This is a genomic window from Actinosynnema sp. NPDC053489, from assembly GCF_044544865.1.
Lineage (GTDB): Bacteria > Actinomycetota > Actinomycetes > Mycobacteriales > Pseudonocardiaceae > Actinosynnema.
Window position 1 is genome coordinate 667,407 of the sequence record NZ_JBITXT010000002.1, and the last position, 24,122, is coordinate 691,528.

General features: G+C 69.7%; 25 protein-coding genes, 2 tRNA genes, 1 other RNA gene and 2 pseudogenes. 6 read left to right on the forward strand and 24 right to left on the reverse strand.

Annotated elements, in window-relative coordinates; genetic code table 11:
* Positions 1-62 precede the first annotated feature (62 nt).
* The 5 genes and pseudogenes from ACIGNX_RS06180 to ACIGNX_RS06200 form a co-directional block, all read right to left on the reverse strand.
* Positions 63-1,356: pseudogene (locus tag ACIGNX_RS06180) on the reverse strand (IS701 family transposase); the annotation flags it as partial.
* 230 nt (positions 1,357-1,586) lie between these two features.
* The gene (locus ACIGNX_RS06185) at positions 1,587-2,009 is read right to left on the reverse strand and encodes a hypothetical protein (protein WP_396536851.1); all 423 of its coding nucleotides are present in this window, start codon (positions 2,007-2,009) and stop codon (positions 1,587-1,589) included.
* A pseudogene (locus tag ACIGNX_RS06190) lies at positions 1,987-2,592 on the reverse strand (polymorphic toxin-type HINT domain-containing protein); the annotation flags it as partial. The pseudogene ACIGNX_RS06190 and the gene ACIGNX_RS06185, both read right to left, overlap by 23 nt.
* Entirely contained in the window at positions 2,586-3,638 is a 1,053-nt protein-coding gene (locus tag ACIGNX_RS06195) for an RHS repeat-associated core domain-containing protein (RefSeq protein ID WP_396536853.1), read from the reverse strand. The gene ACIGNX_RS06195 and the pseudogene ACIGNX_RS06190, both read right to left, overlap by 7 nt.
* Before the next feature lie 21 nt (positions 3,639-3,659).
* Positions 3,660-3,929, reverse strand: coding sequence for a hypothetical protein (locus ACIGNX_RS06200; RefSeq protein ID WP_396536855.1), 270 nt, complete (start codon positions 3,927-3,929; stop codon positions 3,660-3,662).
* Positions 3,930-3,971: 42 nt separating this feature from the next.
* Here ACIGNX_RS06200 and ACIGNX_RS06205 point away from each other — a divergent pair, with 42 nt between their 5' ends.
* Together ACIGNX_RS06205 and ACIGNX_RS06210 are read left to right on the forward strand one after the other, a co-directional pair.
* Positions 3,972-5,477, forward strand: coding sequence for an ISL3 family transposase (locus ACIGNX_RS06205; protein ID WP_396537006.1), 1,506 nt, complete (start codon positions 3,972-3,974; stop codon positions 5,475-5,477).
* Between the two features lie 126 nt (positions 5,478-5,603).
* Complete coding sequence (locus ACIGNX_RS06210) at positions 5,604-6,092, forward strand: Imm1 family immunity protein (protein WP_396536857.1); 489 nt, start codon at positions 5,604-5,606, stop codon at positions 6,090-6,092.
* An 82-nt stretch (positions 6,093-6,174) separates the two neighbouring features.
* Here ACIGNX_RS06210 and ACIGNX_RS06215 read toward each other — a convergent pair whose 3' ends face one another.
* The 12 genes from ACIGNX_RS06215 to ACIGNX_RS06270 form a co-directional block, all read right to left on the reverse strand.
* Positions 6,175-6,516 carry a hypothetical protein gene (locus tag ACIGNX_RS06215; protein WP_396536859.1) on the reverse strand — a complete coding sequence of 114 codons (342 nt, stop codon included), beginning with the start codon at positions 6,514-6,516 and terminating at the stop codon, positions 6,175-6,177.
* Positions 6,503-6,904: a hypothetical protein gene (locus ACIGNX_RS06220; protein WP_396536861.1), complete on the reverse strand. Its 402-nt coding sequence runs from the start codon at positions 6,902-6,904 to the stop codon at positions 6,503-6,505. The genes ACIGNX_RS06215 and ACIGNX_RS06220 overlap by 14 nt, the downstream gene beginning before the upstream one ends.
* A gap of 77 nt (positions 6,905-6,981) precedes the next feature.
* Entirely contained in the window at positions 6,982-7,818 is an 837-nt protein-coding gene (locus ACIGNX_RS06225) for a hypothetical protein (protein ID WP_396536863.1), read from the reverse strand.
* A 136-nt stretch (positions 7,819-7,954) separates the two neighbouring features.
* Positions 7,955-8,278, reverse strand: coding sequence for a hypothetical protein (locus tag ACIGNX_RS06230; RefSeq protein WP_396536865.1), 324 nt, complete (start codon positions 8,276-8,278; stop codon positions 7,955-7,957).
* A gap of 16 nt (positions 8,279-8,294) precedes the next feature.
* Positions 8,295-8,705, reverse strand: a complete 411-nt coding sequence (locus ACIGNX_RS06235; RefSeq protein ID WP_396536867.1) for a YbaB/EbfC family nucleoid-associated protein — start codon at positions 8,703-8,705, stop codon at positions 8,295-8,297.
* Between the two features lie 8 nt (positions 8,706-8,713).
* Complete coding sequence (locus ACIGNX_RS06240; RefSeq protein WP_396536869.1) at positions 8,714-9,367, reverse strand: WXG100 family type VII secretion target; 654 nt, start codon at positions 9,365-9,367, stop codon at positions 8,714-8,716.
* A gap of 16 nt (positions 9,368-9,383) precedes the next feature.
* The gene (locus tag ACIGNX_RS06245; RefSeq protein ID WP_396536871.1) at positions 9,384-9,755 is read right to left on the reverse strand and encodes a hypothetical protein; all 372 of its coding nucleotides are present in this window, start codon (positions 9,753-9,755) and stop codon (positions 9,384-9,386) included.
* Between the two features lie 279 nt (positions 9,756-10,034).
* A tRNA-Ala gene (locus ACIGNX_RS06250) sits at positions 10,035-10,107 on the reverse strand.
* A 130-nt stretch (positions 10,108-10,237) separates the two neighbouring features.
* A complete protein-coding gene (locus ACIGNX_RS06255) occupies positions 10,238-10,996 on the reverse strand; it encodes a DsbA family protein (RefSeq protein WP_396536873.1) in 759 nt (252 codons plus the stop codon).
* Between the two features lie 67 nt (positions 10,997-11,063).
* Positions 11,064-12,359: an MFS transporter gene (locus ACIGNX_RS06260; RefSeq protein ID WP_396536875.1), complete on the reverse strand. Its 1,296-nt coding sequence runs from the start codon at positions 12,357-12,359 to the stop codon at positions 11,064-11,066.
* 82 nt (positions 12,360-12,441) lie between these two features.
* Positions 12,442-13,254 carry a GNAT family N-acetyltransferase gene (locus tag ACIGNX_RS06265; protein ID WP_396536877.1) on the reverse strand — a complete coding sequence of 271 codons (813 nt, stop codon included), beginning with the start codon at positions 13,252-13,254 and terminating at the stop codon, positions 12,442-12,444.
* A 4-nt stretch (positions 13,255-13,258) separates the two neighbouring features.
* A complete protein-coding gene (locus ACIGNX_RS06270; protein ID WP_396536879.1) occupies positions 13,259-14,359 on the reverse strand; it encodes a glycosyltransferase in 1,101 nt (366 codons plus the stop codon).
* Positions 14,360-14,388: 29 nt separating this feature from the next.
* Here ACIGNX_RS06270 and hrpB point away from each other — a divergent pair, with 29 nt between their 5' ends.
* Positions 14,389-16,722, forward strand: coding sequence for an ATP-dependent helicase HrpB (hrpB, locus tag ACIGNX_RS06275; protein WP_396536881.1), 2,334 nt, complete (start codon positions 14,389-14,391; stop codon positions 16,720-16,722).
* Between the two features lie 56 nt (positions 16,723-16,778).
* Here hrpB and ssrA read toward each other — a convergent pair.
* Positions 16,779-17,151: a transfer-messenger RNA gene (ssrA, locus tag ACIGNX_RS06280) on the reverse strand.
* A gap of 164 nt (positions 17,152-17,315) precedes the next feature.
* Here ssrA and ACIGNX_RS06285 point away from each other — a divergent pair.
* A complete protein-coding gene (locus tag ACIGNX_RS06285; protein WP_396536883.1) occupies positions 17,316-18,563 on the forward strand; it encodes a sensor histidine kinase in 1,248 nt (415 codons plus the stop codon).
* Complete coding sequence (locus ACIGNX_RS06290) at positions 18,551-19,195, forward strand: response regulator (protein ID WP_396536885.1); 645 nt, start codon at positions 18,551-18,553, stop codon at positions 19,193-19,195. Before ACIGNX_RS06285 ends, ACIGNX_RS06290 begins: the two co-directional genes overlap by 13 nt.
* Before the next feature lie 189 nt (positions 19,196-19,384).
* Here the strand turns inward: ACIGNX_RS06290 and smpB are convergent, their stop codons facing one another.
* The 5 genes from smpB to ACIGNX_RS06315 form a co-directional block, all read right to left on the reverse strand.
* Positions 19,385-19,861 (reverse strand): SsrA-binding protein SmpB, encoded by a 477-nt coding sequence (gene smpB / locus ACIGNX_RS06295; protein WP_396536887.1) that lies wholly within the window; start codon positions 19,859-19,861, stop codon positions 19,385-19,387.
* A 47-nt stretch (positions 19,862-19,908) separates the two neighbouring features.
* A complete protein-coding gene (ftsX, locus tag ACIGNX_RS06300) occupies positions 19,909-20,811 on the reverse strand; it encodes a permease-like cell division protein FtsX (protein WP_396536889.1) in 903 nt (300 codons plus the stop codon).
* Positions 20,812-20,864: 53 nt separating this feature from the next.
* Positions 20,865-21,554 carry a cell division ATP-binding protein FtsE gene (gene ftsE / locus ACIGNX_RS06305; RefSeq protein ID WP_396536891.1) on the reverse strand — a complete coding sequence of 230 codons (690 nt, stop codon included), beginning with the start codon at positions 21,552-21,554 and terminating at the stop codon, positions 20,865-20,867.
* 67 nt (positions 21,555-21,621) lie between these two features.
* Positions 21,622-22,722: a peptide chain release factor 2 gene (prfB, locus tag ACIGNX_RS06310; RefSeq protein ID WP_396536893.1), complete on the reverse strand. Its 1,101-nt coding sequence runs from the start codon at positions 22,720-22,722 to the stop codon at positions 21,622-21,624.
* Positions 22,723-22,773: 51 nt separating this feature from the next.
* Positions 22,774-23,274 carry a PadR family transcriptional regulator gene (locus tag ACIGNX_RS06315; protein ID WP_396536895.1) on the reverse strand — a complete coding sequence of 167 codons (501 nt, stop codon included), beginning with the start codon at positions 23,272-23,274 and terminating at the stop codon, positions 22,774-22,776.
* 352 nt (positions 23,275-23,626) lie between these two features.
* Here ACIGNX_RS06315 and ACIGNX_RS06320 point away from each other — a divergent pair, with 352 nt between their 5' ends.
* Positions 23,627-23,866 carry a hypothetical protein gene (locus ACIGNX_RS06320; RefSeq protein ID WP_396536897.1) on the forward strand — a complete coding sequence of 80 codons (240 nt, stop codon included), beginning with the start codon at positions 23,627-23,629 and terminating at the stop codon, positions 23,864-23,866.
* 55 nt (positions 23,867-23,921) lie between these two features.
* On the opposite strand, the gene ACIGNX_RS06325 is transcribed toward ACIGNX_RS06320, so the two are convergent.
* Positions 23,922-23,998, reverse strand: a tRNA-Met gene (locus ACIGNX_RS06325).
* Between the last annotated feature and the right edge of the window lie 124 nt (positions 23,999-24,122).

The window sequence follows — 24,122 nt, forward strand, 5'->3', positions numbered from 1 at the left end:
TGGGTGGTGTTGTGGCCTGGACCGGTTGTCGGCAGGTATGGCAGGTCCCGGTCCAGGTGGTGAGTAATCGTTGGAGGTGGCGCAGGACGGCGTAGAGGGTCAGTCCTGCGCAGGGGCTTTTGGGGTGCGGCGGAGCTTCGTGCAGATGGCCTGGGCGATGGAGGTCAGGGTGACGTGGCGGTGCCAGCCGAGCCACGACCGGCCCTCGAAGTGGTCCAGTCCCAGGCCGTCCTTGAGTTCGCGGTAGTCGTGCTCGATGCGCCACCGGATCTTGGCCAGCTTGACAAGGTCGCGCAGGCGAATGTCGACGGGGAGGGTTGAGAGCCAGTAGTCGGTCGGCTCGGTGGCACCGGTGGGCCATTCCGCGAGCAGCCAGCACTCGGGGAGGCTGCCGTCGGGATTCTTCGGGATGTGGCGGTTGGCGGGACGCACCCGCAGCGCGAGGAAGCGGGATCGCATCCGTCCGGTGGGGTTGGCGGCCGTCTTGTGGGAACCGTGGCGCCAGACCACGAATCGTCCCGCCGATCGGCCCGCGGACATGGCAAGGGTCTTCAAATCCGCCGCAGGCTCGGGGTAGCGCGGTACCGGCCGGCGGCCGATGCCGCCGTAGCCGGCCGTCACGGGCACCGCCGAGGCCGGACGGGCGGTGGTGTTGGAGTGCACGGCCAGCACATAGGTCAGGCCGCGCTCGGTCAGCGCCAGCCGGAAGGCGGTCGTGTCGCCGTAGCCCGCGTCCGCGACGACCGGTCGGGAAGGCAGGCCCCAGCCGGCGAGTTCGTCGAGCATGTCCAGCGCCAGACGCCACTTCTCCCGATGCCGCACCGCGTCCGGGATCACGCACCGGTCGCGGCGGGCCCGGACTTCCGCAGCCTCGGCGGGGTCGTCGGCCAGCCGGTCGTCCCAGGACTCGGGCAGGAACAACCGCCAGTCCACCGCCGCCGACGCCCAGTCGGTCACCGCGTGCACACTGACCCCGACCTGGCAGTTCGCGGTCTTGCCCAACGCGCCGCAGTACATCCGCGCCACCCCCGGCGAGGAGGACCCGTCCTTGGGAAACGCGGTGTCGTCCACCACCCACGCGTCCGGATCCACGAACCCGCCGGCCCACACCGCCAACCGACGCCGCACCTCCACATGGTCCCAGGTCGAGGTCGTGACGAACTGCTGGAGCTGCTGGTGATCGATTCCGAGGCGTTCGGCCATGGGCTGCATCGACTTGCGTTTGCCGTCCGACAACAGCCCACGCAGATACAGTTCGCCCTTCGTCCGCTGGTCACGACGGGCGAACCCGCCGAACATGTCCGCGGCGAACCCCTCGATCACCGGGCGAACCCGATCCATCTCCTCCGGCCTCACCCGACAAGAAGATCACACCGCCGACACGCCCTACCACTCAACCTAACAAAGTCCTACTAGGTGGAGATCGCCGAGCCTGAGGAGAACGGCCGGAGCGTCACCACCGACTCCCCTGTTGTGGACAACCCGACGTCTGATCCGGACATCGACTCGACGACGTCGACTGTCCTGGTGGTGGTGCTCCGGACAACCAGGTCGTCACAGGAAGCACCCAGTGCACAATGACTCCTTCATTGCTGTACCGTCGGGTTGAACCGGACGCTGACTACACTCGCGTCGCCATCTTCGTCAACTTCGACACTCAACCGGTTTGACCCGGTTCTCACGTAGAAAACTGCGGTTATGTCCCCGTTTGGGTCATGAGCAACTACTCGGCCGGATGGAACCTCGAGAATTCCTTGATAGATGCAGCTCAACGCTTCATCCGGTCCGCCACCGTCTGAGAATTTCACTTCTACGACGCCATCGACGGCGTTGAGTACAGCAAGGTAGATCGAGTCGCGCTCCACATCGATTCCCGATGTCGACGGATCCCAGTGATCATGAGTTGAAACACTACCCCCATCCCGGATGATCAAAAGACCGTGAGAAAAACTCATGGTGAACGATCCCAGAACACGCTCATGCCGTTCACTGCTCGACGGAGAAGTCATACCACTCCCGGTTGATTCCGTTCACAACGCCTCCTTGAGTGCGGGCACATTGCTTACATTGAGGGTAGGCGGTGAATGACCCTCCGGGTGCCAACTTGTTCGCCGGCAAATGGTCACCGACCCAATTGCCAGTTTTAGTTCCTGGATTTTTCGCCGGACAGGTATGACAACCATACGCGTCGCCAATTTCATTGATGATGGGCTGTTCGGTGACCGGGTCGATCCGGTCACCACGAGCAACCGACACACCCTCCACCGCATACGGACCCGGCTCCAACGTCAAGTCGACGACCTTCTTCTCCCGTTCACAGTTGTGAACAAGAACGGGTACTGCTGATGCGACCACATAGTAGGTGTGGACACTCTCGACTGTCAGGTCGTGGACCGGTTCAAACCGGGTGTACCGCTTGACGTCGGTGACCGGCGGAGAGGTGCTGCCGATCGACGTGAGTTGTTGGCCGGGGTTGAGGTCGCCGATGTTGACGAAGCGGCCTTCGGCTTCCACCCAGACTGGGTGCCAGGATGTGGCGTCGATGGTGCCTGTGGTGCCGTCGACCGCGGTGATGGTGAGGCGGGTCATGTCGTCTTCGTCGGTGTGGACGAGGGTGGCAACGACGGAGCGGTCGGTGGTTTCGCCGGTGGTGGGTCGGTGGCTTTCACCTTGTCACCGATCTGGACCTCGGCGATCGGTTTGGTGGAGCCGTCGGCCATCAGGACCAGGGTCGCGGCGACGAAGCTGTGCTTGACGCAGCTCCCGCCACCACCGGACATCAACTTCTGGAACCGCTCGGTGGCGGCGCGGGAGACGTCGTCGGCGATGGACTGGACACGGCGCAGCACGCCCTTGGCCTTGTCGACGATCGAGGCCAGACGGCTGACGGCCTTGACGGCGTTGTAGCCGGCTTCCAGGATCTTGCCGACCTTGCCCCAGGGGACCAGGCCGGCGACGAGGCCACCGCAGGCCCAGATGTCTCCCTTGGTGAAGCAGTCGACGATGTCGTTCCACCCCGAGATGTCCTTCAGGACCTCCCAGGCGACTTCCTTGATCACGTCCCACTTGGTCTTGTGGGCCTGGGCCAGCGCGTTCTGGTAGTCCTCCCAGCTGACGCCCTCGGCGGCCAGGCTCTTCTTCAGCGCGTCACCGCTGCCACTGTTCGCCTGCTGCCACGCGCGCTCGCGGTCGTAGAAGACCTGCCGCTCCCGCTCGTAGCTCTCCCTGTTCTGATGAAGAGCGGAGTTGTAGCCGCACAGGACACCGTCGGGGCCGCAGTCGCGCAGCAGACCGGTCGGGTCGCTGAACGTCACCGGGCTGTTGTTGGCGTAGGCGTAGCCGTTGAGCTGTTGCGGATCGTTGTTGTCGACGACCGGGTCCGCGGACAGGAATCGGCCCGACGACTGGTCGTACAGCCGTGCGCCGACCTGGGTCAGCCCTGACTCGTCGTTGCGGCCACCGACGAAGCCCAGCCGGTCCGGCCATTCCGGTGGGACGGTGCCGCGGGTCGCGCCGAAGGGCGCTTGACGGCGTTGGGTGACGGTTTGGGCGTTGTCGTTGGCGACGGAGAGCTGGTTGGTGCCCTGGTGGTCCGGGATCAGCCACTTCAGGCCGGAGACGCTGTTGCGCACCGCCACCGTCTGACCGCCGTGGGAGTACTAACGGGTCCACGACGGCGTGGAGGTTCCGTTCTCCAGGCGGATCTCCTGACCGAACGCGTACAACGTCGTGGCCGACGGCTCACGGCTGATCAGGCGGTTGCCGTCCGCGTCGTAGAGATAGGTCGACTCGTTGGTGCCATCGGCATTGGCCACCCGCGAAACGCGGCCCTCGGCGTCGTAGTCGAGGACCTGGGTGTCACCACCGATGGGCCTGTAAAACGAGCGGCTCTGACCCGTAGTCGGTGGTGACGTGCAGTAACCATCCACGATCGTGATCTTGTGATGGATGTCGGTTCCCTTGTGGGGACGGTGTTTTCCGGGCTGTCGGCGTTGGTGATCCAGGACGTGGCGGACGGTGGCGGCATGGTGGTGGTCACGGCCCGTACCCGGGATGCGGCCGTGCCGTGTCCGGTGTGCGGGACCCCGACGGTGAAGGTGCACGGCTACCACCGTCGGACGCTCAAGGACGTGCCGGTCGACGGCCGTCAGGTCGTCGTGCACCTGCGCGCCCGGCGGCTGGTCTGCTCGGCCCCGGGCTGTCGACGGCAGACCTTCCGGGAACAGGTTCCCGACCTGGTGGAGCGCCACCAGCGTCGCACGGTGCGGCTCGTGCGGCAGATATCCCAGGTGGCGCGGGAGTTGTGCGGTAGGGCGGCCGCGCGCCTGACCGACCTTCTCACCATGCCCGCCTCCCGCAGCACGGCGGTGCGCCACCTATGGCGCCTGCCGCTGCCCGAGTTGACGGTTCCGCGGGTGATCGGCGTGGACGACTTCGCCCTGCGCCGCCGCCACCGCTACGCCACCGTCATCATCGACGCCGAAACCGGCCGACGTGTCGCGGTGCTGCCCGGCCGCGACGCGTCCACCATGGAATCGTGGCTGCGCGAGAATCCCGGTGTCGAGGTCGTGTGCCGGGACGGCTCGGCCACCTACGCCGAGGCCGTCCGCCGAGCCCTGCCCGACGCGGTGCAGGTCAGCGATCGATGGCATTTGTGGCGAAATCTCTGCGACAAGGTGCTGCTCGAAGTCCGCGCGCATGCCGGATGTTGGGCCACGGTCAACCCGTCACGCCCCGGCGGGGTGCACGAGCAGACCGTCCGCGTGCGCTGGAACAAGGTCCACGAACTGCTCGATCAAGGTGTCGGCCTGCTCGACTGCTCCCGTCGCCTCGGCGTGGCCCTCAACACCGTCAAACGCTACGCCCGCATGCCCGAACCCCACACCACGCGTATCGCCCCCACCTACCGCCCGACGCTGGTCGACCCCTACCGCGACCATCTCCGCGCGCGCCGCGCGGCCGACCCCGCGGTCCCGGTCACCCGCCTGCTTGCCGAGATCCGGGAGCTGGGCTATACCGGCAGCGCCAACCTGTTGGTCCGCTACCTCAACCAGGGTCGTGTCGAGGGCGAGCACCCCGTCACGACCTCCCGCCACGCAAGCAGCCTTCTGCTGACCAGACCCGACAACTTGCGCCCGAAGGACACGGAGTTGTCGGAGAAGATCATCGCGGCCTGCCCGGAGATGACCGCACTCGCAAGCCTGGTACGCGGCTTCGCCGCCCTGCTGACACCTGCCGCGGGCAACGACGCGAAACTCACCGAGTGGATCACAGCGGCCCGCGCCGCGAATCTGCCGCATCTACGCAGTTTCACCAACGGTCTGAAGATCGACCGGTCCGCCGTGGACGCCGCCGTGACCTTGCCCTACCACAACGGCCGCACTGAAGGCGTCAACACCCGCACCAAAAGGATTATGAGACAGATGCACGGACGCGCCGGATTCGACCTCCTCCGCCACCGCATCCTCCTACCCTGACAGACACCCAGCGTCACCACCGACTACGGGTCAGAGCCGCTCGTTTGACAGACCCCCTCCAAGACCGCTGGGACAAGGCCGTCATCGACGTCGGTGACAGCACCTGGCGCAGGATGGCATAGCCCGATGCATGGTCTTCTCATCTACTACTTCAGCGGCGACAACCGCGCCGACGAGCCGGTCACCGTCAATTCCGAAACCGCCCTCGACGACGCCCTGACCGACATCCTGGCCACCCCGCAGCCGCACCCGACCGTGGTGTACATCCGGAATCGACCGACGGTCGGCTCGGCCGAATTGCCCGACCACCAAATCAAATTCGACCTCGACATCCAGCATCATGTCGCCGCCGTCCATTTGTTCGGGCCGAGAAGTTTCCTATCAGCCGAGGTGGCTAGTGGTGCGGACGAAACCACGGCATGGATCGCCCTGCCTCGTCAGGCAGACGCCCGGGTCCCCAGAGACGTGACGCTCTACATCGACAGGAACACGCGCACCGCGTTTCCCAAAGAAGCCACTCTGCCGCTGAACCTGCTCCGCGAACTGCTGCACGAGTTCATGCGAACCGGCAAACGCCCAGCATGCGTCGACTGGCAGCAGACCGACATCTTCTAGGGCAACGACCGGCATAGTTCCACGCCGAGCTCACGATTGTGAAGCGACGCGCGTCGGCTCTTGGTGCCGTTGCACGTGCTGGTCAGAGCGACCCGGCCTTGGACGTTCGGCTCCCCGCTCGCACGGCGGGAGCAGAGGTGAACCGGACGTCGGTGCCCTCCCCCATCACCGTGACCGACACCCGGTCCCCCACCGGCACCTGCTCCAACCTGCCCGGCAGTCGGTAGCTCCAGCCGCGCACCTGCACGTCGTCGACCGCGGCGAACCTGAGGTGGAACCGGACCCAGTCGTGCTCGGGCGGCGCCTCCCACGTCCGACGGGCGGCCTCCTCCAGCGGTCCTTCGAAGGACAGGGTGATCGCCTGGTCGCGTTCGTCCCAGTGCAGGGCGTAGAGCTCGAACGCCGACAGGTCAGATGTGCTCATGGTAGGTGTCGATCTCCGGTCCGGGGACTGCCGTGTACAGCCGCTGGTCCAGCCTGCTCGTGAACTCGTGCGACCCGTCGTCCACCGCGTCCGGGGGCGAGTTGTGGGCGCTGATCTTGCCGAAGCGGAACTGCTCGGCGCACGTCAGCGTCAGGCGCAGCGACTCGCCCGTCACGGACAGGGCCAGCCTCGCCGTCGGCCGTTGCGTGAACTTGATCGACACGGTGGCCGGGAGCACCGCGCCGCCGGAAAGCCGGACGTCGTCGATCGCAAGGAACCCCAGGTGCGCCTGCACGCGGCTGTAGCCGGGCACGTCCGAGACGACCGGCAGGTCGACGCGCAGCGTGCAGCCCGGGCCGCGGCGCTCGAACCGGATCGACCGCAACACCAGGCCGGTGAAATCCGGTTCCTGTGGGTAGAACCGGGCGAGCGACTTCTGGTCATTGGGCAGGAGTCCGACGGTGATCAGTGCTGCGGATGCGTCAGACGGCGACGGCTCCTGAGGTATTGGCATGATGTACTCCCCATGCGAGTGTGAGCAGCGTCCAAGCTGACAGGTCCTTGCCCGCCAACCGTGCCCAGAGGCGGGCGAACTCCGGTTCGGTTTCGCCAGGTCCGCCTGGTCGAAAGGCGCCTCGCCCAGGTGCGCACCGCCAGATCGGCGTACGGGTACAGCGCGTAGTCATTGGTAAGGTCGGCGACGGTCGCACCCGCGGTCCACGGGCCGATGCGGGACACGCCCTGCACCTCGTCCCGCAGGACGGCCGGGTCGAGTTCGGCCCACTTCGCGCCGAACTCCAGCACCGCCTCGGCGGCGGCTTTCAGCGGACGGCGCTTGAAGGCCATACCCAAGGCGGTGAACTCGTCGTCCGGGAGTTCGAGGACGGCTCCCGGTGTTGGGAACAACCACGCCGGCCCGTAGGGCGTGAGGACTTCCTCGCCGTGCGCCTCACAGAACGCCCGGTAGAGCTTGCGCGCCTGACCTGCTCGGATCACCTGCCGGATGATCGACGTCGCCAGGGCGTCCCACAGGTCCGGGTTGCGCCAGCGTCCCACCGTGCCGGCAGCGCGCAGCACGTCCGCCACGTCATCGGTGCCGGTCAGCCCGTCCGGGTCGACGACATCGAGCACGGGAGCGCCCTCTTCGCCGTGCACCGGGTGTGCCTCCGTCTGGTTGGCACCGGTCCCCGTGGGTGTACAGGTCAACACCCAGGTGGAGCTTCCGGAACGGACGGCGCGATAGGCGGTTTCGCCTGCCGACAGCCATGAGAGATGGTCGGTCATCACCGAGGACACGATCACAGCGAACTCCCTGGGGCGGATTGACAGCCACTCATGATGCCGAGATCACTCCGTCGTCCCGCGGGAGATCGGCCAGCGTGCCTGCTTCTCGCACCATGCATGCGGAACATGTGGTGGATGTCGGCCGTTCCTGCTGTCAACGTCGTTTGGCGGCACGGACACGCTTCGCGGTGATGACGACCGTGACGAGGCTGAGCGCCATGCCGACCACGGCTAACACCACTCCGGCGACAGCGGGCGCGATCGGCAACTCCACGGTCACCTCGCCGCTTCGACAGACAACGGCCGGCGTTGCGTCGAGACGCAGCTCGGCGACCGCCTCAACCGACGTCAGTTGCCCCGCCGCATCGCGGCCGCACCACTGGTAGGTCGACGCGATCTGCGCGAAGCCGAGTGCCGCGACCCCCAGGAGGATCGAGAAGACCAGTGCGCACGATACGGCGAGGCCGCGGTCGTTCATGAGTGGTCGTGTCATGTCAGCGCAGGTGACTCCGGTTCTCGAACCACTCGTCGTCGTCAGGGCGAAGTGCGGTGGGGCGCCGGTCAACCGGCAGCGTTTCGGGAGCAGCGGTGACGTGCTGCTTCAACGCCAGCGCGTCGTCGAGTTCACGCGCCAGGTCGGCCATGCTGAAGTCGAGCACCTCGGCGGCCCGCTTGGCCGCCTCGTGCGCCGCCATGACCTCCTCGGCCAACCAGGGCTCGCCGCCTTCGTAGAGCGTGTTCGGTGCGATGTGCACGCGGACGAGCTTGCCCATCATGTCCACCCACACCGTGACCGCACCGCTGGGCGACACACCCTTGTACTGGCTGAACAGCGCCTTCTCCGGTTCGCGCCTGATCTTGGCGAAACGTTCCTGCGCCTGCGCGACCATCTCCTGCGGGTCCACGTCCCCTCCTAGGGCTGGAGCTTGCCCAGTGACTCCATCGCCTTGGCGGCATCAGCGGACGCCTCGGCGCACTTGGCGATCTGCTCGTCGGCCTTGAACTTCTGCGAGTGCCACCACGCGGCCAAGCCCACCAGAACGCCGATGATGCCCAGGATCAGTCCCACGACGGCACCGATCCCGGTCAGACCGATGATGATGCCCGCGATGACACCGATGATCCCGAGCACGAACCCGATGGCACTCCAGATGTTGTTCCACATGTCCGACGCCTTGAACTCGAAGCCGTCGGCGATGTCGACCAGTGCCTGACCGACGTCGTGGGCGGGCTTGCGCATCTCACCCAGCGCCTGCTTCATCCGGTTGATGCGCTCGGTGTAAGCGTTGCTCGCCTCACCGGTCCAGGCCGAAGCCTGGTTGGCCGCCGTCTCCAAACCCTTGACGCAGCCGTCGATCGCCTTGCCGAGTTGATCCGCGCCGTCGGACTGCCCGGTGCCCCACACGTCTCGCCCGATCCGGCGGAACGACTCCGGGTCGATGTCCCTGATCACCCTCAAGGTGGCCTGGATGGACGGCAGACCGGGAGCGTACCGGGCGGCGAACCCGTCGATCTCCCCCGCATCCGTCAGCAATGAGTCCGTGATCACGGTCTGAAGAAAGCCCACGTGCTCCTCCCCCTGGTCATTCCGGGTAGACTTGGCGCAAGCCTTCACCGATGAGCTTCTCGGCTCCCACGTACTCCTGCTGCGTCCGATGGACGCCGTCGATCGCCGTCTCGATCGTGGTGTGGACCCGGTTGATGAAGTCCTGCACGGCTTGGCTGGTGCGGGCGTAGTCCTGGTCGACGAACTTCGTCAACGCCAGGATCACCTCGTCAACGGTCTCCTCGATGTTCTCGTGCGGGCTCACGGACTGCACCGTCATGCTGCCCTCAAGACTGGCCTTGGCGCGGAAGTCCTGTAACCCCAACGCCTCTCCAGCCGCTCTGAGACTGGCCTTCAACTGCTCAAACTCAGCTGGGTCCAGCGCATAGCTCTTACCCGGAGTCCCCACTTCGTCACCCCCTGCAACCATCCCGTTCCGCAATGTAGCAGCAGGCATCAACCGCCACCCTCGAAATGACGAAGCGGCACCGAAAAGTCGTCAGACGGATCCACCCGGCCAGGTTAGTGAGAGCTGGAGCACACAGCTGACAACATTTGGTGCGGAGCGATCGCCTGCTCAAGATTTGCTCCAGCTCGGCAGGCCCAGTCCACAGTGGACTAAAAAGCAAGATCGCCCGCCACCTGCATTACCGCAGGTGGCGGGCGAATCAGTCAAGCTATTAACTTGTGGAGCTGAGGGGACTCGAACCCCTGACCCTCACACTGCCAGTGTGATGCGCTACCAGCTGCGCCACAGCCCCTTGCCTGCACGTTCCCCGGCGGTTGGGGCCGCCGTTCTCGTGTGGCAATACCGTACAACACCGCCCCCTCCCCCACGAAATCGGGGGGTACCTTCCGGCATCCGGCCTGTTCGGCGGGGGTGCCACCCGGCTACTTCAGCAGGTTGGTCAGCCAGTCGCGGTCGTTCCACTCGACCACCTCGCCGTCCTTCATGACGGTCGGGGTGCCCTCGAACTTGCCCGTCGCCTTCACGGCGTCCAGCTGCGCCTGGGCGTCCGCCACGTGCGCGTCGCCGTCCACGCACCGCTTGAACGCGTCACCGGTGATCCCGAGGTCGGTGCCGAGCTTCACCAACTCCTCCTTGGTGTGCCCCGGCCCGCCCTCCTTCGGCTGCCGCGCGAACAACGTCTCGTGGTACTCCCAGAACTTGTCCTCGTCGGCCGCGCACAGCGCCGCGTTCGCCGCGTCACGCGAGTAGCCCTCGGGGTCGGACAGCCGCACGAGGAACGGCAGGGCGTGGTAGCGGACGCGGAGGGTGCCCGCCTCGATCTCCTGCTTGATCTGGCCGCCGTACGCCTTCTTGAACGCGCCGCACGCGGGGCACAGGAAGTCCTCGTACAGGTCCAGGGTGACCTTCGCGTCGTCCTTGCCGACGGTCACGGCGCCGCCGTCGCGGGAGATCGGCGCGGAGATGCCGGTGACCTCCGGCGGGTTCGCCAGCGAGCTGTCCGAACCCGACTTGGACGTCCAGACGACCCCGCCGATCACGGCCAGCGCGAGCACGACGACGACCACGACGCCGATCACGACCTTGGTCCGGTCGTTGGACGCGCCGCGCGCGGCGACGACCGCCTTGCCCGCCCGTTCCTGCTGCTTCTTCTTCCGAGCGTTGCGCTCCGCGCCACCCACCGCACTGCCCTCCCGGTCACAACCCGGCCCGCAGGCTACCGAGAGATGCTGAGCAAAACCTGAGCGCTCACGCGTCCGGCTGACGTGGCCGCCCCGCCACGCGCTCGCCGGCGGGCACCTCGGGCCCCTCGTCGAGCCGCCCCGACTCGCCGGCCACGTCCGACGCGACGTGCGTCTCCTCGACCTTCGGCAGGGTCTCGGGCGCGAACAGCCAGAACACCAGCGCCACGGCGGCCATGGCACCCGTCAGGGTGAAGGCGGCCTGGTAGGAGAAGTGGTCGACCAGGACGCCCGCGAGCAACGGCCCGACGATGGCGCCGCAGTCGGCGACCATCTGGAACGCCGCCAGCACCGGTCCGCCCTTGGCCTTCGTCCCGATCACGTCGGCCACGACGGCGTTCTGCGGCGGGTTGAGCAGGCCCGCGCCGATGCCGGCGACGAGCGAGGCCACCATGAACATCGGCACGCCGACGCTGAACCCGAGCCACACCGTGCCGATCGCGGACACCGCGAGGCCCGCGATGCCGACCGGCTTGCGGCCGATGCTGTCGGCCAGCTTGCCGGAGATCATCAGCACGGCGGCGTTGCCCGCGGCGAACACCGACAGCGAGATGCCGGCGATGGCGGGCGTGCTGTGCAGCGCCTCCACGACGAACAGCGGCACCAGCGAGATCCGCACGCCGAACACGGCCCAGCCGTTGGCGAAGCCCGACGCCAGCGCCGCCCGGTACGCCGACAGCCGCACGGCCGCGCGCACCGGCATGGCCTCCTGCTCGGTCGACTTGTCCAGCGCGGCGGCGAGCGTGGACCGGCGCAGGAACCACCACACGACGGCGGCGGCCAGGACGAGGGCCGCCGCGTAGGTGACGAACGGCACCTGGATGGAGATCTCCACGAGCGCCGCGCCAACGATGGGCCCGCCGATGTTGCCGAGCAGGAACCCGGTGGCCCAGAGGCCGGACGCGCGGCCGCGCATCGGCGGCGGCGTGATCCGGATCAGCAGGCCGACCGCGGCGACGGTGAACATGGTCGACCCGACGCCGGCGAACGACCGGAACACGATGAGCTGCCAGTAGGCGGTGGCGAAGCCGCACGCGCCCGTGCCTGCCGCGACGATGAGGATGCCGACGATGTAGACCCACGTCTCGCCGAACCGGTTGACCAGGCGGCCGCTCACCGGCGCGAACAGCAGCCTGACCAGCGCGAACGAGCTGACCACGGCCGAGACGGCGAACGTGCCGACGTCGAAGCTCTTGGCGTAGGCGGGCAGGACGGGCGCCACGATGCCGAACCCGAGGGCGATGATGAAGCTCGCCACGACGAGCACCCACACCTCGCCGGGTAGCCGGGGCTCGGCCTTCACGTCGGACCCGCTCCCCAGCACTGTGCGCCCCTTCCGATCTCCGTTAGCTGTGCTAAGGATATGCGGAGCGGCAAGCAAATACTCAATCGAGCAGTTCGTCGACCCTGCGCGCGTAGGCGGTGACGGGGTAGCAGACGTCAAACCCGCACGCCTCCACGAACCGCTCCCCCGCGCCTCCCTCGGCGACGTGCGAGGCCACGAGCAGCGCACCCGCCTCCCGCAACGCCGCCACGACGCCGAGCACCAACGCCGTGCCCAGGCCGCGACGACGACGTGCCGGCCGCACGACCGCGTGCTCGACCAGCCCCACCCGGCGCTCCCCGAACCCGGACGCGAACCCGCCGACCCGGTCCCCGTCGTCCACGACGACGAACACGCACCGGGGGTCGTCCAACCGCTGCCCGAGGTGCCGCAGCAGCCGGGGCCCGTCCACGCCGAGGTCGTCGGCCAGCAGTTCGGCGATGCCGGGGAGGTCCGCGTCACGCGCCGGCCGCACGAGCGGTGAGCGCGTCGGCTCACCGCGGTGCACGACGGCCAGCGACTCCTCCACCGCGTGCCAGCCCGTGTCGTCGGCGATGCCCTCGATCTCGGCCACGGTGGTCGGCGACGCGTACAGCACCGCCTCGGCCCGGCCCACGTCGGCGAACGTCCGCTCCAACCGCATCAACGTGCCCGCGACCTCGGCCGACGACCCGTACACGGCGCACGCGTGGTTGCCGCCGGGCAGCGGGTTGTCGCGGTTCACCACGACCTGCGCCACGCCGACGCGGCCGACCTTGCCGTACCGGACGGCGCCGGAGGCCAGCCGGGCGGCTTCCACCAGCCCGGCCAGGTCGCGGGCCCGGTACGGGTCGAGCAGTTCGGGGTCGTCGGGGTCGCGCAGCGGGTCAACCACGACGTCAGCCTCGCACGTCCCGGTCCTTCCACTTCGCGGTGCCGCGCAGCGCGTGCCACGCGGCCTCCAGCGACAGCGCGCCGAACGCGGCGTAGGACAGCGGCGCCAGCACGGCCGCCGACCGCGGCTGCCGGGCCCGCCGCAGGAACGCCCACGCGGCGGCCGACTGCGCGAGCCAGGTCAGCGCGCCGAGCCGCGACCCGCGCACCGCCGTCACCGCGGGCACGACGCCGTACGCGAGGTGCGCCAGGCCCGTCGACCCGAGCGACAGGAACGCGCTCGCCGGGCCCTTCGCGTACAGGGACGTGCCCGCGACCATGCTCTTGCGCATCGACGCCCACGTGTCGCCGAACGCGTCGAGGCCGGACGTGGTCAGCGAGTCCGCGCCGTCCACGTACCGCGTGCGGCCGCCGGTGTCGCGGATCAGGGTGGCGAAGTCGACGTCGTCCGCGCGCGACCCGGCGATCGCGGCCCAGCCGCCCGCCCGTTCGAGCACCGCCCGGCGGACGAGGATGCAGTGCCCGACCGCCAGCGCCATGCCGCGCCGCCCGTCCACGGTCGTGGTCTCGAACAGCAGCTGGTTGACCGGCGGCAGCAGCAGCCACCAGCCGGCGCTCGGCTTCGTGCCGCGACCGGACGTGGACACCAGGTCGAGGTCGCCCTCGCGGGCACCGGCGAGCAGCCTGCCGACGAGGTCGGGCGCGGCTTCGGTGTCGGCGTCCACGAACAGCAGCCAGTCGGTGTCGGCGTCGGCCGTGCCCACGTGCAGCGCGTGCACCTTGCCGGCCCAGCCCGACGGCGGCCCGGGACTGCTCACCAGCCGCACCCGCGAATCCTCGGCCGCGTGCCGCCGCACGACCTCGGCGGTGCGGTCGGTGGACGCGTCGTCCACGACGACGATCCGCAGGTCGGCGTGGTCCTGCGCGCGCAGCCCGGCGAGGCACTGGTCGATGGTGCGCTCCTCGTCGCGCGCGGGCACGACCGCGGTCACGGAACCGGCGTCGACCCGCGCCGCGGGCAGCGCCCGGACCTCCCGCCAGGTCTTGATCGCCACGACCGCGCGGGCGACGGCCACGGACGCGGTGAGGACACCCCATTTCCCCATGGGTCCACAGTGGCACAACACTGGACGCCGTGGAGCTGCCGAACCTGCCGATCCGCCCGCTGCTGGGCACGATCGCGGCCACGCTGACCGCGCACGGCTCGGCGGTGCTGGTCGCCCCACCCGGCACGGGCAAGACGACGTTGGTGCCGCTGGCGCTGGAGGGCCGCGTGGTCGTGGCCGAACCGCGCCGGCTGGCCGCCCGCGCCGCGGCCGCGCGGATGGCGAGCCTGCTCGGCGAACCGGTGGGCCGGACCGTGGGCTACTCGGTGCGCGGCGACCGCAGGACGTCGAAGGACACCCGCATCGAGGTGGTGACCTCGGGGTTGCTGGTGCGGCGGTTGCAGCACGACCCGGAGCTGGCGGGCGTCGGCACGGTGCTGCTGGACGAGTGCCACGAGCGGCACCTGGACGCGGACCTGCTGCTGGCGCTGCTGCTCGACGCCCGCGCGGGCCTGCGCCCGGACCTCCGGCTGCTGGCCACGTCCGCGACGGTGGCGGCCGACCGGCTGGCGCGGCTGCTGGGTGACGCGCCGGTGGTCCGGGCGCAGGCGAGGACGTTCCCGGTGGAGGTCGTCCACACCCCGCCGGCGCGCGGCGAGCGCGTGGAGGCCGCCGTCGCCCGCGCGATCCGGCAGGCCCTGTCCGAAGTGGACGGCGACGTGCTGGCGTTCCTGCCGGGCGTGGCGGAGATCCGGCGGTGCGCCGCGCTGGTCGGCGGCGACGTGGACGTGCTCCCGCTGCACGGCCGGCTGCCCGCCGCCGCCCAGGACGACGCCCTGCGGCCCGGCACCCGGCGGCGGGTCGTGCTGGCCACGGCGATCGCCGAGTCGAGCCTGACCGTGCCGGGGGTGCGGGCGGTGGTGGACTCGGGCCTGGCGCGCGTGCCGCGGGTCGACCACCGGCGCGGGCTGTCGGGCCTGGCCACGGTCCGGGTCAGCGCCGCGGTGGCCGACCAGCGCGCGGGCCGGGCGGGCCGCGAGGCGGCGGGCCGGGTCTACCGGTGCTGGCCGGCGCACGAGCACAGCACCCTGCCGCGCTACCCGGAGCCGGAGATCCGGACCGCCGACCTGACCCGGTTGGCGTTGGAGCTGGCCTGCTGGGGCGTGCCCGACGGCGAAGGGCTGGGCTGGTGGGACGCGCCGCCGCCGGGCGCGCTGGAGGCCGGTCGCTCGGTGCTGCGGGCGCTGGGCGCGCTGGACGACCGGGGTGCCACGGACCGGGGCCGCCGGATGGCCGACCTGGGCCTGCACCCCCGGCTGGCGCGGGCGTTGCTGGACGGCGCGGCGGCCGTCGGCGCGCGCACGGCCGCCGAGGTGGTGGCGCTGCTGGACGACGACCGGGCGAACCCGGGGGTGGAGCTGTCGACCCGGGACGCCGACCCGCGCGAGGTCCGCCGGCTGGCCGCGCTGGTCGAGGGCGGCGGTGGGGGCGACGGGCGGGGCGATCCGGCGCTGGTGGTCGCCCTGGCGCACCCGGAGCGGCTGGCGCGCAGGCGTGCCGCGGGCTCGCCGGTGTACCTGATGGCGGGCGGCACGGCGGTGGAGCTGCCGCCGGGCAGCGGGTTGGCCGACGCGGAGTGGCTCGCCGTGGCCGTCGCCGACCGCGAGGCCGGCCGCGCGCACGGTCGCGTCCGGCTGGCCGCGCGGGCGGACGAGGAGCTGGCCGTGACCGCCGCGTCGTCCCTGCTGGCGGTCGAGGACGACGTGCGGTGGGACGGGGACGTGGTGGCGAACCGGCTGCGCAAGCTGGGTGCGATCACGTTGTCGAGCAAGCCGCTGCACGACCGCGGGGCGATCCACCGGGCGCTGCTGGCCGGCCTCCGCGCGGAGGGCGTGGGGCTGCTGCGGTGGGACGCGGACGGCCTGCGCACGCGTGAGCGGATGGCCTTCCTGCACCGGGTGCTCGGCGACCCGTGGCCCGCGGTGGACGACGAGGCGCTGATCGCGGTGGTCGACCTGGGCACCGCGCGCCGCCGGGCCGACCTGGCCCGCATCAGCGGCGAGCACGTCGTGCGCCGACTGCTGCCGTGGCCCGCCGCGACCCGCTTCGACGAGCTGGCCCCGGACCGCCTGGAGGTGCCTTCGGGTTCCCGCGTCCGGGTGGACTACTCGGGCCCGGAGCCGGTCCTGCCGGTCAAGGTCCAGGAGGTCTTCGGCTGGACCGCGACACCCCGCCTGGCCGACGGCCGCGTGCCGCTCGTCCTGCACCTGCTCTCCCCCGCCGGCCGCCCGACCGCCGTGACGTCCGACCTGGCCTCGTTCTGGCGCACGGGCTACCCGCGGGTGCGGGCCGAGCTGAGGGGTCGCTACCCGAAGCACCGGTGGCCGGAAGACCCCCTGACCGCCCCACCGGCCCGCCGCTGAGCACGAAGAAGGGCGGGGTGACCGACGCTCTCCGTCGGTCACCCCGCCCTCGGTGGAAGTGGAGGTGCCGGGAATCGAACCCGGGTCCTCTGCCGCCTCATCAAGGCTTCTCCGTGCGCAGTCCGCTACACCTCTACTCGGCCCCGATGATCACGCGGACAAGTCACCGTGATGAGCCCAGCCACTGTGGGTGTCCCAACCGTTCCCCGTGGCCGGGAACGGCGGTGAGCCTCCTAGCTGATGCCGGCGACCGGATCGGAGGCTCCTCCGGGCCGACAATGTCGCTCCTAGCCTCAGGCGGCGAGGGCGAACATGCGCTGGTCCTTGGACTCGGCGCTTATTGGTTTGCGATGACGCTTGCGGTGGTCTCTCGCCTGCACCGGCACGCTTCCCTTGAATCAACGCACAAAGTCGAAACCGTTCACCCCCGTGTCGTGGGACTGCTCCGCACAGCATAACGCCCCGCGGCCCGTCGTTCATTCCCATTGGGTCGGTAGGGCTGTCCCCACCCCTCGCCGACCGGGGGACCTGATGGTCCACGTCACCCGACGGGGCGATGCTGGTCGGGTACATCGGGCGTGAAGGTGGGGAACATGGCGACGCGGGTCAACCCGGGCATCGGCCGGATCAGCGGGTACTTCCTGCTGAACCTGGTGACCGGGATCTTCTGGTTCGTCCTGCTGGTGACGCTGGGCGCGGTGAGCCTCGGCACCGCCGTCATCTGGGTGGGACTGCCGCTGGGCGTGCTGACCATGGTGCTGGCCCGCGGCGCGGCGAGCGCCGAGCGGGCCTGGCTGGGCGTGGTGCTGGGCGTCGACATCCCCCGCCCCTACCGGCCGCTGCCCGACACCGCGACCGCGCGCGCGAAGGCGATCGCCAAGGACCCGGCGACGTGGCGCGACCTGGCCTACTGGCTGCTGATGCTGCCGCTGGGCGTCTTCGAGTTCGCCCTGACGGTGGCGGTGTGGTCGGCGGTGCTCGGCACCGTGTTCCTGCCGTTCTACCTGCACTGGCTGCCGGCGACGTGGGAGGTCACGCTGCCCGACGGCACGGTGTGGCTGATCAACTCCTTCGCCAGGGCGCTGCCGGTGACGGTGCTGGGCCTGCTGCTCGCCGTGGTCGGCCACCGGCTGCTCAAGGCCCTGGGTCGGGGGCACGCGCTGCTGGCGAAGTCGCTGCTGGGCCCGTCCCGGTACGGCGTGCTGTCGGCCAAGGCGGAGCAGTTGTCGGCCAGCCGGGCCCGCGGCGTGGAGGCGGCCGAGGCGGAGCGCCGGCGCATCGAGCGCGACCTGCACGACGGCGCGCAGCAACGCCTGGTCGCCGTGGCGATGGGCCTGGGCCGGGCGCGCAGCAAGCTGGAGACCGACCCGGACGCAGCCCGGGAGCTGATCGCCGAGGCGCACGCCGACGCCAAGCTCGCCATCTCCGAGCTGCGTGACCTGGCCCGCGGCATCTACCCGTCGGTGCTGGGCGACCGCGGCCTCGACGCGGCCCTGTCGTCGCTGGCCGCGCGCTCCCCGATCCCCGTCGACGTCGAGGTGGACGTCGAGCCGCGCCCGCCGACGGCCGTGGAGAGCACCGCGTACTTCACCGTCGCCGAGTCGCTGACCAACATCGCGAAGCACTCCGGGGCGACCCACGCCCGGGTGACCGTGTCACGCACCGAGAACGCCGTGGTCGTGGAGGTCACCGACAACGGCCGCGGCGGCGCGGAGGTGCGCCCGGGTGGTGGCCTCGCGGGGCTCGCGGACCGGGCTGCGACGATTGACGGCGTGGTCGTCGTGGTGAGCCCGATCGGCGGGCCGACCGTGATCCGGACGGAGCTGCCGTGCGCGTGGTGATCGCGGAGGACTCGGTCCTCCTGCGGGTGGGTGTGCAACGCCTGCTGGCCGACGAGGGCATCGAGACGGTGGCGGCGGTGGACGACGGCGAGGCGCTGCTGACCGCGATCGAGGAGCACCGCCCCGACCTGGCCCTGGTGGACGTGCGGATGCCGCCGACGTTCACCGACGAGGGCCTGCGGGCGGCCATCGAGGCGCGCAAGCGCGTCCCGAACCTGCCCGTGCTGGTCCTCTCGCAGTACGTGGAGGAGCGCTACGCCGTGGAGCTGCTGGCCGGCGGCGCGAGCGGCGTCGGCTACCTGCTCAAGGAGCGCGTGGCCGACGTGTCGGAGTTCGTGGCCGCGGTGCGCCGGGTCGCCGAGGGCGGCACGAGCATCGACCACGAGGTCATCACGCAGCTCATGGTCCGGGCCAAGCGCAACCCCGTCGACTCGCTCACCCAGCGTGAACGCGAGGTGCTCGGGCTGATGGCGCAGGGCCTGTCGAACGCGGCCATCGCCGCCTCGCTGGTGGTGTCCGACGGCGCGGTGGAGAAGCACGTCGGCAACATCTTCGCCAAGCTCGGCCTGGAGCCCAGCACGAACGAGCACCGCCGCGTGCGCGCCGTGCTCGCCTACCTCAACCTGGGCTGATGCCGAGCGGCCTGGCCCCGCTGTCGTGCAGCTCGGCCGGCCGCCCGCCCCGGGCGGCCGGTACCGGATCGGCCGGTCGAAGCCGTGGTGCCGGGGCGCGGGGTCGAAGTACGCCCACACCTCGTCGAGCACCCGCCGCGGCATGGGGTGCACGTGCACGTCGACCAGGCCCGGCACCCCGGCGAGGGGTCAGTACCGGCCCTTCAACGCGCGGCCGTGCGCCTTCTGGATCTCCCGCTGCGCGTCCCGCTTGGCCAGGTCCTGTCGCTTGTCGTAGGACTTCTTGCCGCGCGCCAGCGCCAGCTCGACCTTGACGTAGCCGTCCTTGAAGTACATCGACAGCGGGATCAGCGACAGACCGCTCTCCTTGGTCTTGCCGATGAGCCGCTCGATCTCGCCGCGGTGCAGCAGCAGCTTCCGCTTGCGGCGCACCTCGTGGTTGGTCCAGGTGCCCGCGACGTACTCGGGGATGTGCAGCGCGTGCAGCCAGATCTCGCCGTCGTCGACCTGCGCGAAGGCGTCCACAAGGGACGCCCTGCCCATGCGCAGGCTCTTCACCTCGGTGCCGACGAGCACGACACCGGCTTCGTAGGTGTCGAGGATGGTGTAGTCGTGCCGAGCCTTGCGGTTCGACGCGATCACCTTCTGACCGCGTTCCTTGACCATGACCGGAACCTTACGCGAGCGCGCCAGCCGTTATCGGCGGGCGGAACCTACAGGCGCACGTACAGCCGCAGCGTGACGTAACCGGTCAGCGCGGAGATCAGCACCGCCACCCCGACCAGGATCGGGGACAGGAAGAGGATCTCCACCATGCTCACCTCGGGGATGATGTTGGCCGAGAACAGCTCGCCTAGCACCCGGTTGAGCAGGAAGAGCTTCGTCACCACGAGCAACCCGATCGAGGCGACCGCGCCGATGACGCCCGCGACCACCGCCTCGATGAGGAACGGCAGCTGGGTGTACCAGCGGGTCGCGCCGACCAGGCGCATGATGCCGACCTCCGTGCGCCGGGTGAACGCCGACACCTGGATCGTGTTGGAGATCAGCATCAGGGCCGCGAACGCCTGGAGCAGGGCCAGCGCCAGGGCCGCGTCGCGGACGCCGTTGAGGAAGCCGAACAGCCGGTCGAGGTCCTCGCGCTGGTCGTCGACCTTCTTCACGCCCGCCTTGCCGGTGAACGCCTGGACGATCACGTCGGACCGCTCCGCGTCCTCCAGCTTGACCCGGAACATGGCGGGGATGGCCTCGGGGCGGGCCAGCTTGGCCAACTCGGGCTGCGACTCGAAGACCTTCTTGAACCGCTCGTAGCCCTTGTCGCGGTTCTCGTAGACGACGGTCTCGACCCCGGACGTGGTCTCCAGCGCGCTGCGCAGGCTCGAGCACGGCTGCTGGGTGCAGTCCTTGTCGTTCACGCTGATGTCGTTGGTCAGCATGACCGCCACCTCGAGCTTGCCGAGGTAGTCGTCCTGCATCTTGCCCACCATGTTGACGACCAGGAGGCCGACACCGAGCAGGAAGAGCGAGATCGCGGTCGTGAGGACCATCGCGATGGTCATCGTGACGTTCCGGCGAAGGCCGGTGACGACCTCGCTGAACACGAAGCTGGTACGCATCGGGGGGAGGGTTCCTCGGGGTCGGGGGTTGAGGGGGTCCGGCGGCCTGGGGCTCAGCGGCCCACGCCGTAAACACCCCGCGCGTCGTCGCGGATGATCCGGCCGTGGTCCAGCTCGACCACGCGACGGCGCATGGAGTCGACGATGTTGTGGTCGTGGGTGGCCATCAGCACGGTCGTGCCGGTGCGGTTGATCCGCTCCAGCAGCAGCATGATGTCCTGGCTCGTGTCGGGGTCCAGGTTGCCGGTCGGCTCGTCGGCGAGCAGCACCAGGGGCCGGTTGACGAACGCGCGGGCGATGGCCACCCGCTGCTGCTCGCCACCGGACAGCTCGTGCGGCATCCGGTCGGCCTTGCCGTCGAGGCCGACCAGCTGGAGCACCTCGGGCACCACCTTCACGATGGTGTTGCGGGGCTTGCCGATCACCTCCAACGCGAACGCGACGTTCTCGGCCACGGTCTTGTTGGTCAGCAGGCGGAAGTCCTGGAACACGCAGCCGATGGACTGGCGCAGGCGGGGGACCCTGCGCCGCGACATCTTGGCCACGTCGAAGTTCGACACGTACACGCGGCCCTTGCTGGGCACTTCCTCCCGCAGCAGCAGCCGCAGGAACGTGGACTTCCCGGAACCGGAAGGCCCGATGAGGAACACGAACTCGCCCTTGTCCATCTCGACGGAGACGTTGTCGAGCGCGGGACGGGCGGAGCTCTTGTAGACCTTGGACACGTGTTCGAGGCGAATCACGAGGCGCGAGTCTACTCGTGGCGGGGGTGAAGCCCTCGTGTCGCCCGCCGGATGGGGGCTTGACCGATCAGGACTGCTGCTGCTTGCGCCAGCGGATGCCGGCTTCCAGGAAGTCGTCGATCTCGCCGTCGAGCACCGCGGACGGGTTGCCGACCTCGTGCTCGGTGCGCAGGTCCTTGACCATCTGGTAGGGGTGCAGCACGTAGGAGCGCATCTGGTTGCCCCAGCTCGACCCGGAGTCCTTCAGCGCGTCCATCTTCGCCTGCTCCTCCTGCCGCTGCCGCTCGAGCAGCTTGGCCTGGAGCACGGCCATCGCGGTGGCCTTGTTCTGCAGCTGCGAGCGCTCGTTCTGGCAGGAGACGACGATGCCGGTCGGGAGGTGCGTGATGCGCACGGCCGAGTCCGTGGTGTTCACGCCCTGGCCGCCGGGGCCGGAGGAGCGGTAGACGTCGACCCGCAGGTCCTTCTCGTCGATGTCCACGTGGTCGGACTGCTCGACCACGGGCACCACCTCGACGCCCGCGAACGACGTCTGCCTGCGGCCCTGGTTGTCGAACGGCGAGATGCGCACGAGGCGGTGCGTGCCCTGCTCGACGCTGAGCGTGCCGTAGGCGTAGGGGGCGGTGACGCGGAACGTCGCCGACTTGATGCCCGCCTCCTCCGCGTAGGAGGTGTCGAACACGTCGACGCCGTAGCCGTGCCGCTCGGCCCACCGCGAGTACATCCGCAGGAGCATCTCGGCGAAGTCGGCCGCGTCCACGCCGCCCGCCTCGGCACGGATCGTGACCAGGGCGTTGCGCTCGTCGTACTCGCCCGAGAGCAGGGTGCGGACCTCCAGCGAGGAGATCTCCTCGCGCAGCTTCGCGCGCTCGGCGTCGGCCTCGGCGAGGCTGCCCGCGTCGCCCTCGTCCTCGGCCAGCTCGTAGAGCACCGACAGGTCGTCCAGCCGGTCGCGCAGGTTCGTGACCCGGCGCAGCTCGCCCTGCTTGTGGGAGAGCTGGCTGGTGACCTGCTGCGCCTTCTCCTGGTCGTCCCAGAGGTCGGGCCGGGCCGCCGCCTGCTCCAGCTCGGCGACCCGGGCGCGCAGCGCGTCGAGGTCCATGACCGCCTCGATGCTCGCGAGCGTGGCGGAGAGGTCCTTGATGTCTGCTTCGACGTCCGGATTCACGGCCCAAGATTACGCCGGCACCGGCCGCCGAGTGCGACCGGTGGGCGCGCGTCAGCCGAGGGGGATGGCGTCGAGCAGCTTGAGCACGGCCTTGGCGTGGGCCAGGCCGAACTCGGCGACCGCCTTGGCGTAGGCGTCCTCCGCGGTCTTGACCGCCGTCTTGGCGGCCTCCTGCTCGGCGCCGTAGCTCGCGCGGGCGGAGTCCACGAGCCCCTGCCGCTGCTTGGCGGTCAGGGAGCCCGCGTGCACCAGCCGCAGGATCAGCGGGCTGCGCAGGTGGTCCGGCCCCGGCTCGGAGAGCAGCCAGTTCTTGAACGCCTTCTTGCCCGCGGCGGTCAGCACGTACTGCTGGCTCGACCGGGGGCCCTGCTTGCCGAGGCGCAGCAGGCCGGCGTCAGCCAGCGCGGGCAACTCGCGGTAGACCTGGCTGCGGGTGACGCTGAAGAACGCTCCGAAGCGCTCCCCGGCCTCCGCCACGAGCTGGCCACCGGTCTTGGGTCCGTCGTGCAGCAGCCCGAGCAGGGCCGCCGCCGTCGCATTCAGGTCCGACACACCACCAACGGTGCCACGCTCACCGCCCGCTGTCCACAATGGTCAGCCGTTCTGTCCACTGTGGCTGATCACGGGCTAGCGGAGTTGGGCCAAGCGGAGCAACGCAAAGCACCTCTGCGTAACCGGCCGCTGATCAACGCCACGCGTTCGGCCGCTTGACCCGGGCTGTCCACGCCGCGTGGAAATCATTGAGCCGCAAGGGAAACCGCATTTTTGCGTTCACCCTAACGGCAGCGCGGGGTCACGCGGCGCGTCCGGGCCGCCCCGGCGGGACCGGTCACCGATAGCACAACCCGGTGATGTCCGGCTCTTGACGTGGCAAACACGTCGGGTGGTGGGAGCATTACCCCGGGTGTTCGGTTCGACGCTGTGCTCGTTCGACTGGGAGGTAGCTGTGGGCATCAAATGGACAGCGGGGACGAAGGTGGTCCGCAACGCCCGCGCCTGGGCGTCCGGCACGATCCCGGACCAGGCCGGCAAGGACGAGTGCATGGTGTGCGGGAAGCAGATCCGCAGGCACCGCACGGTCAGCGGCGAGGGCCGGGTCTGCTCGTTGGCGTGCGCCCAGTACTGGGCGGAGAACATGACCTGAGCACCGCGGGGAAGGCGAAAGGCCCTCGGAGTCGCGACTCCGAGGGCCTTTCACGTGGTAGCGGGGACAGGATTTGAACCTGCGACCTCTGGGTTATGAGCCCAGCGAGCTACCGAGCTGCTCCACCCCGCGCTGTGAGGACAACTATACACGCCTCCGGAACCGCTTTTCACCGGGGTCCCCCAACCGCATCGCAGCACGTCGGAGGGCATGCGACCGACAAAAGGCGAAAGGCCCCCGGAGCGGAACTCCGGGG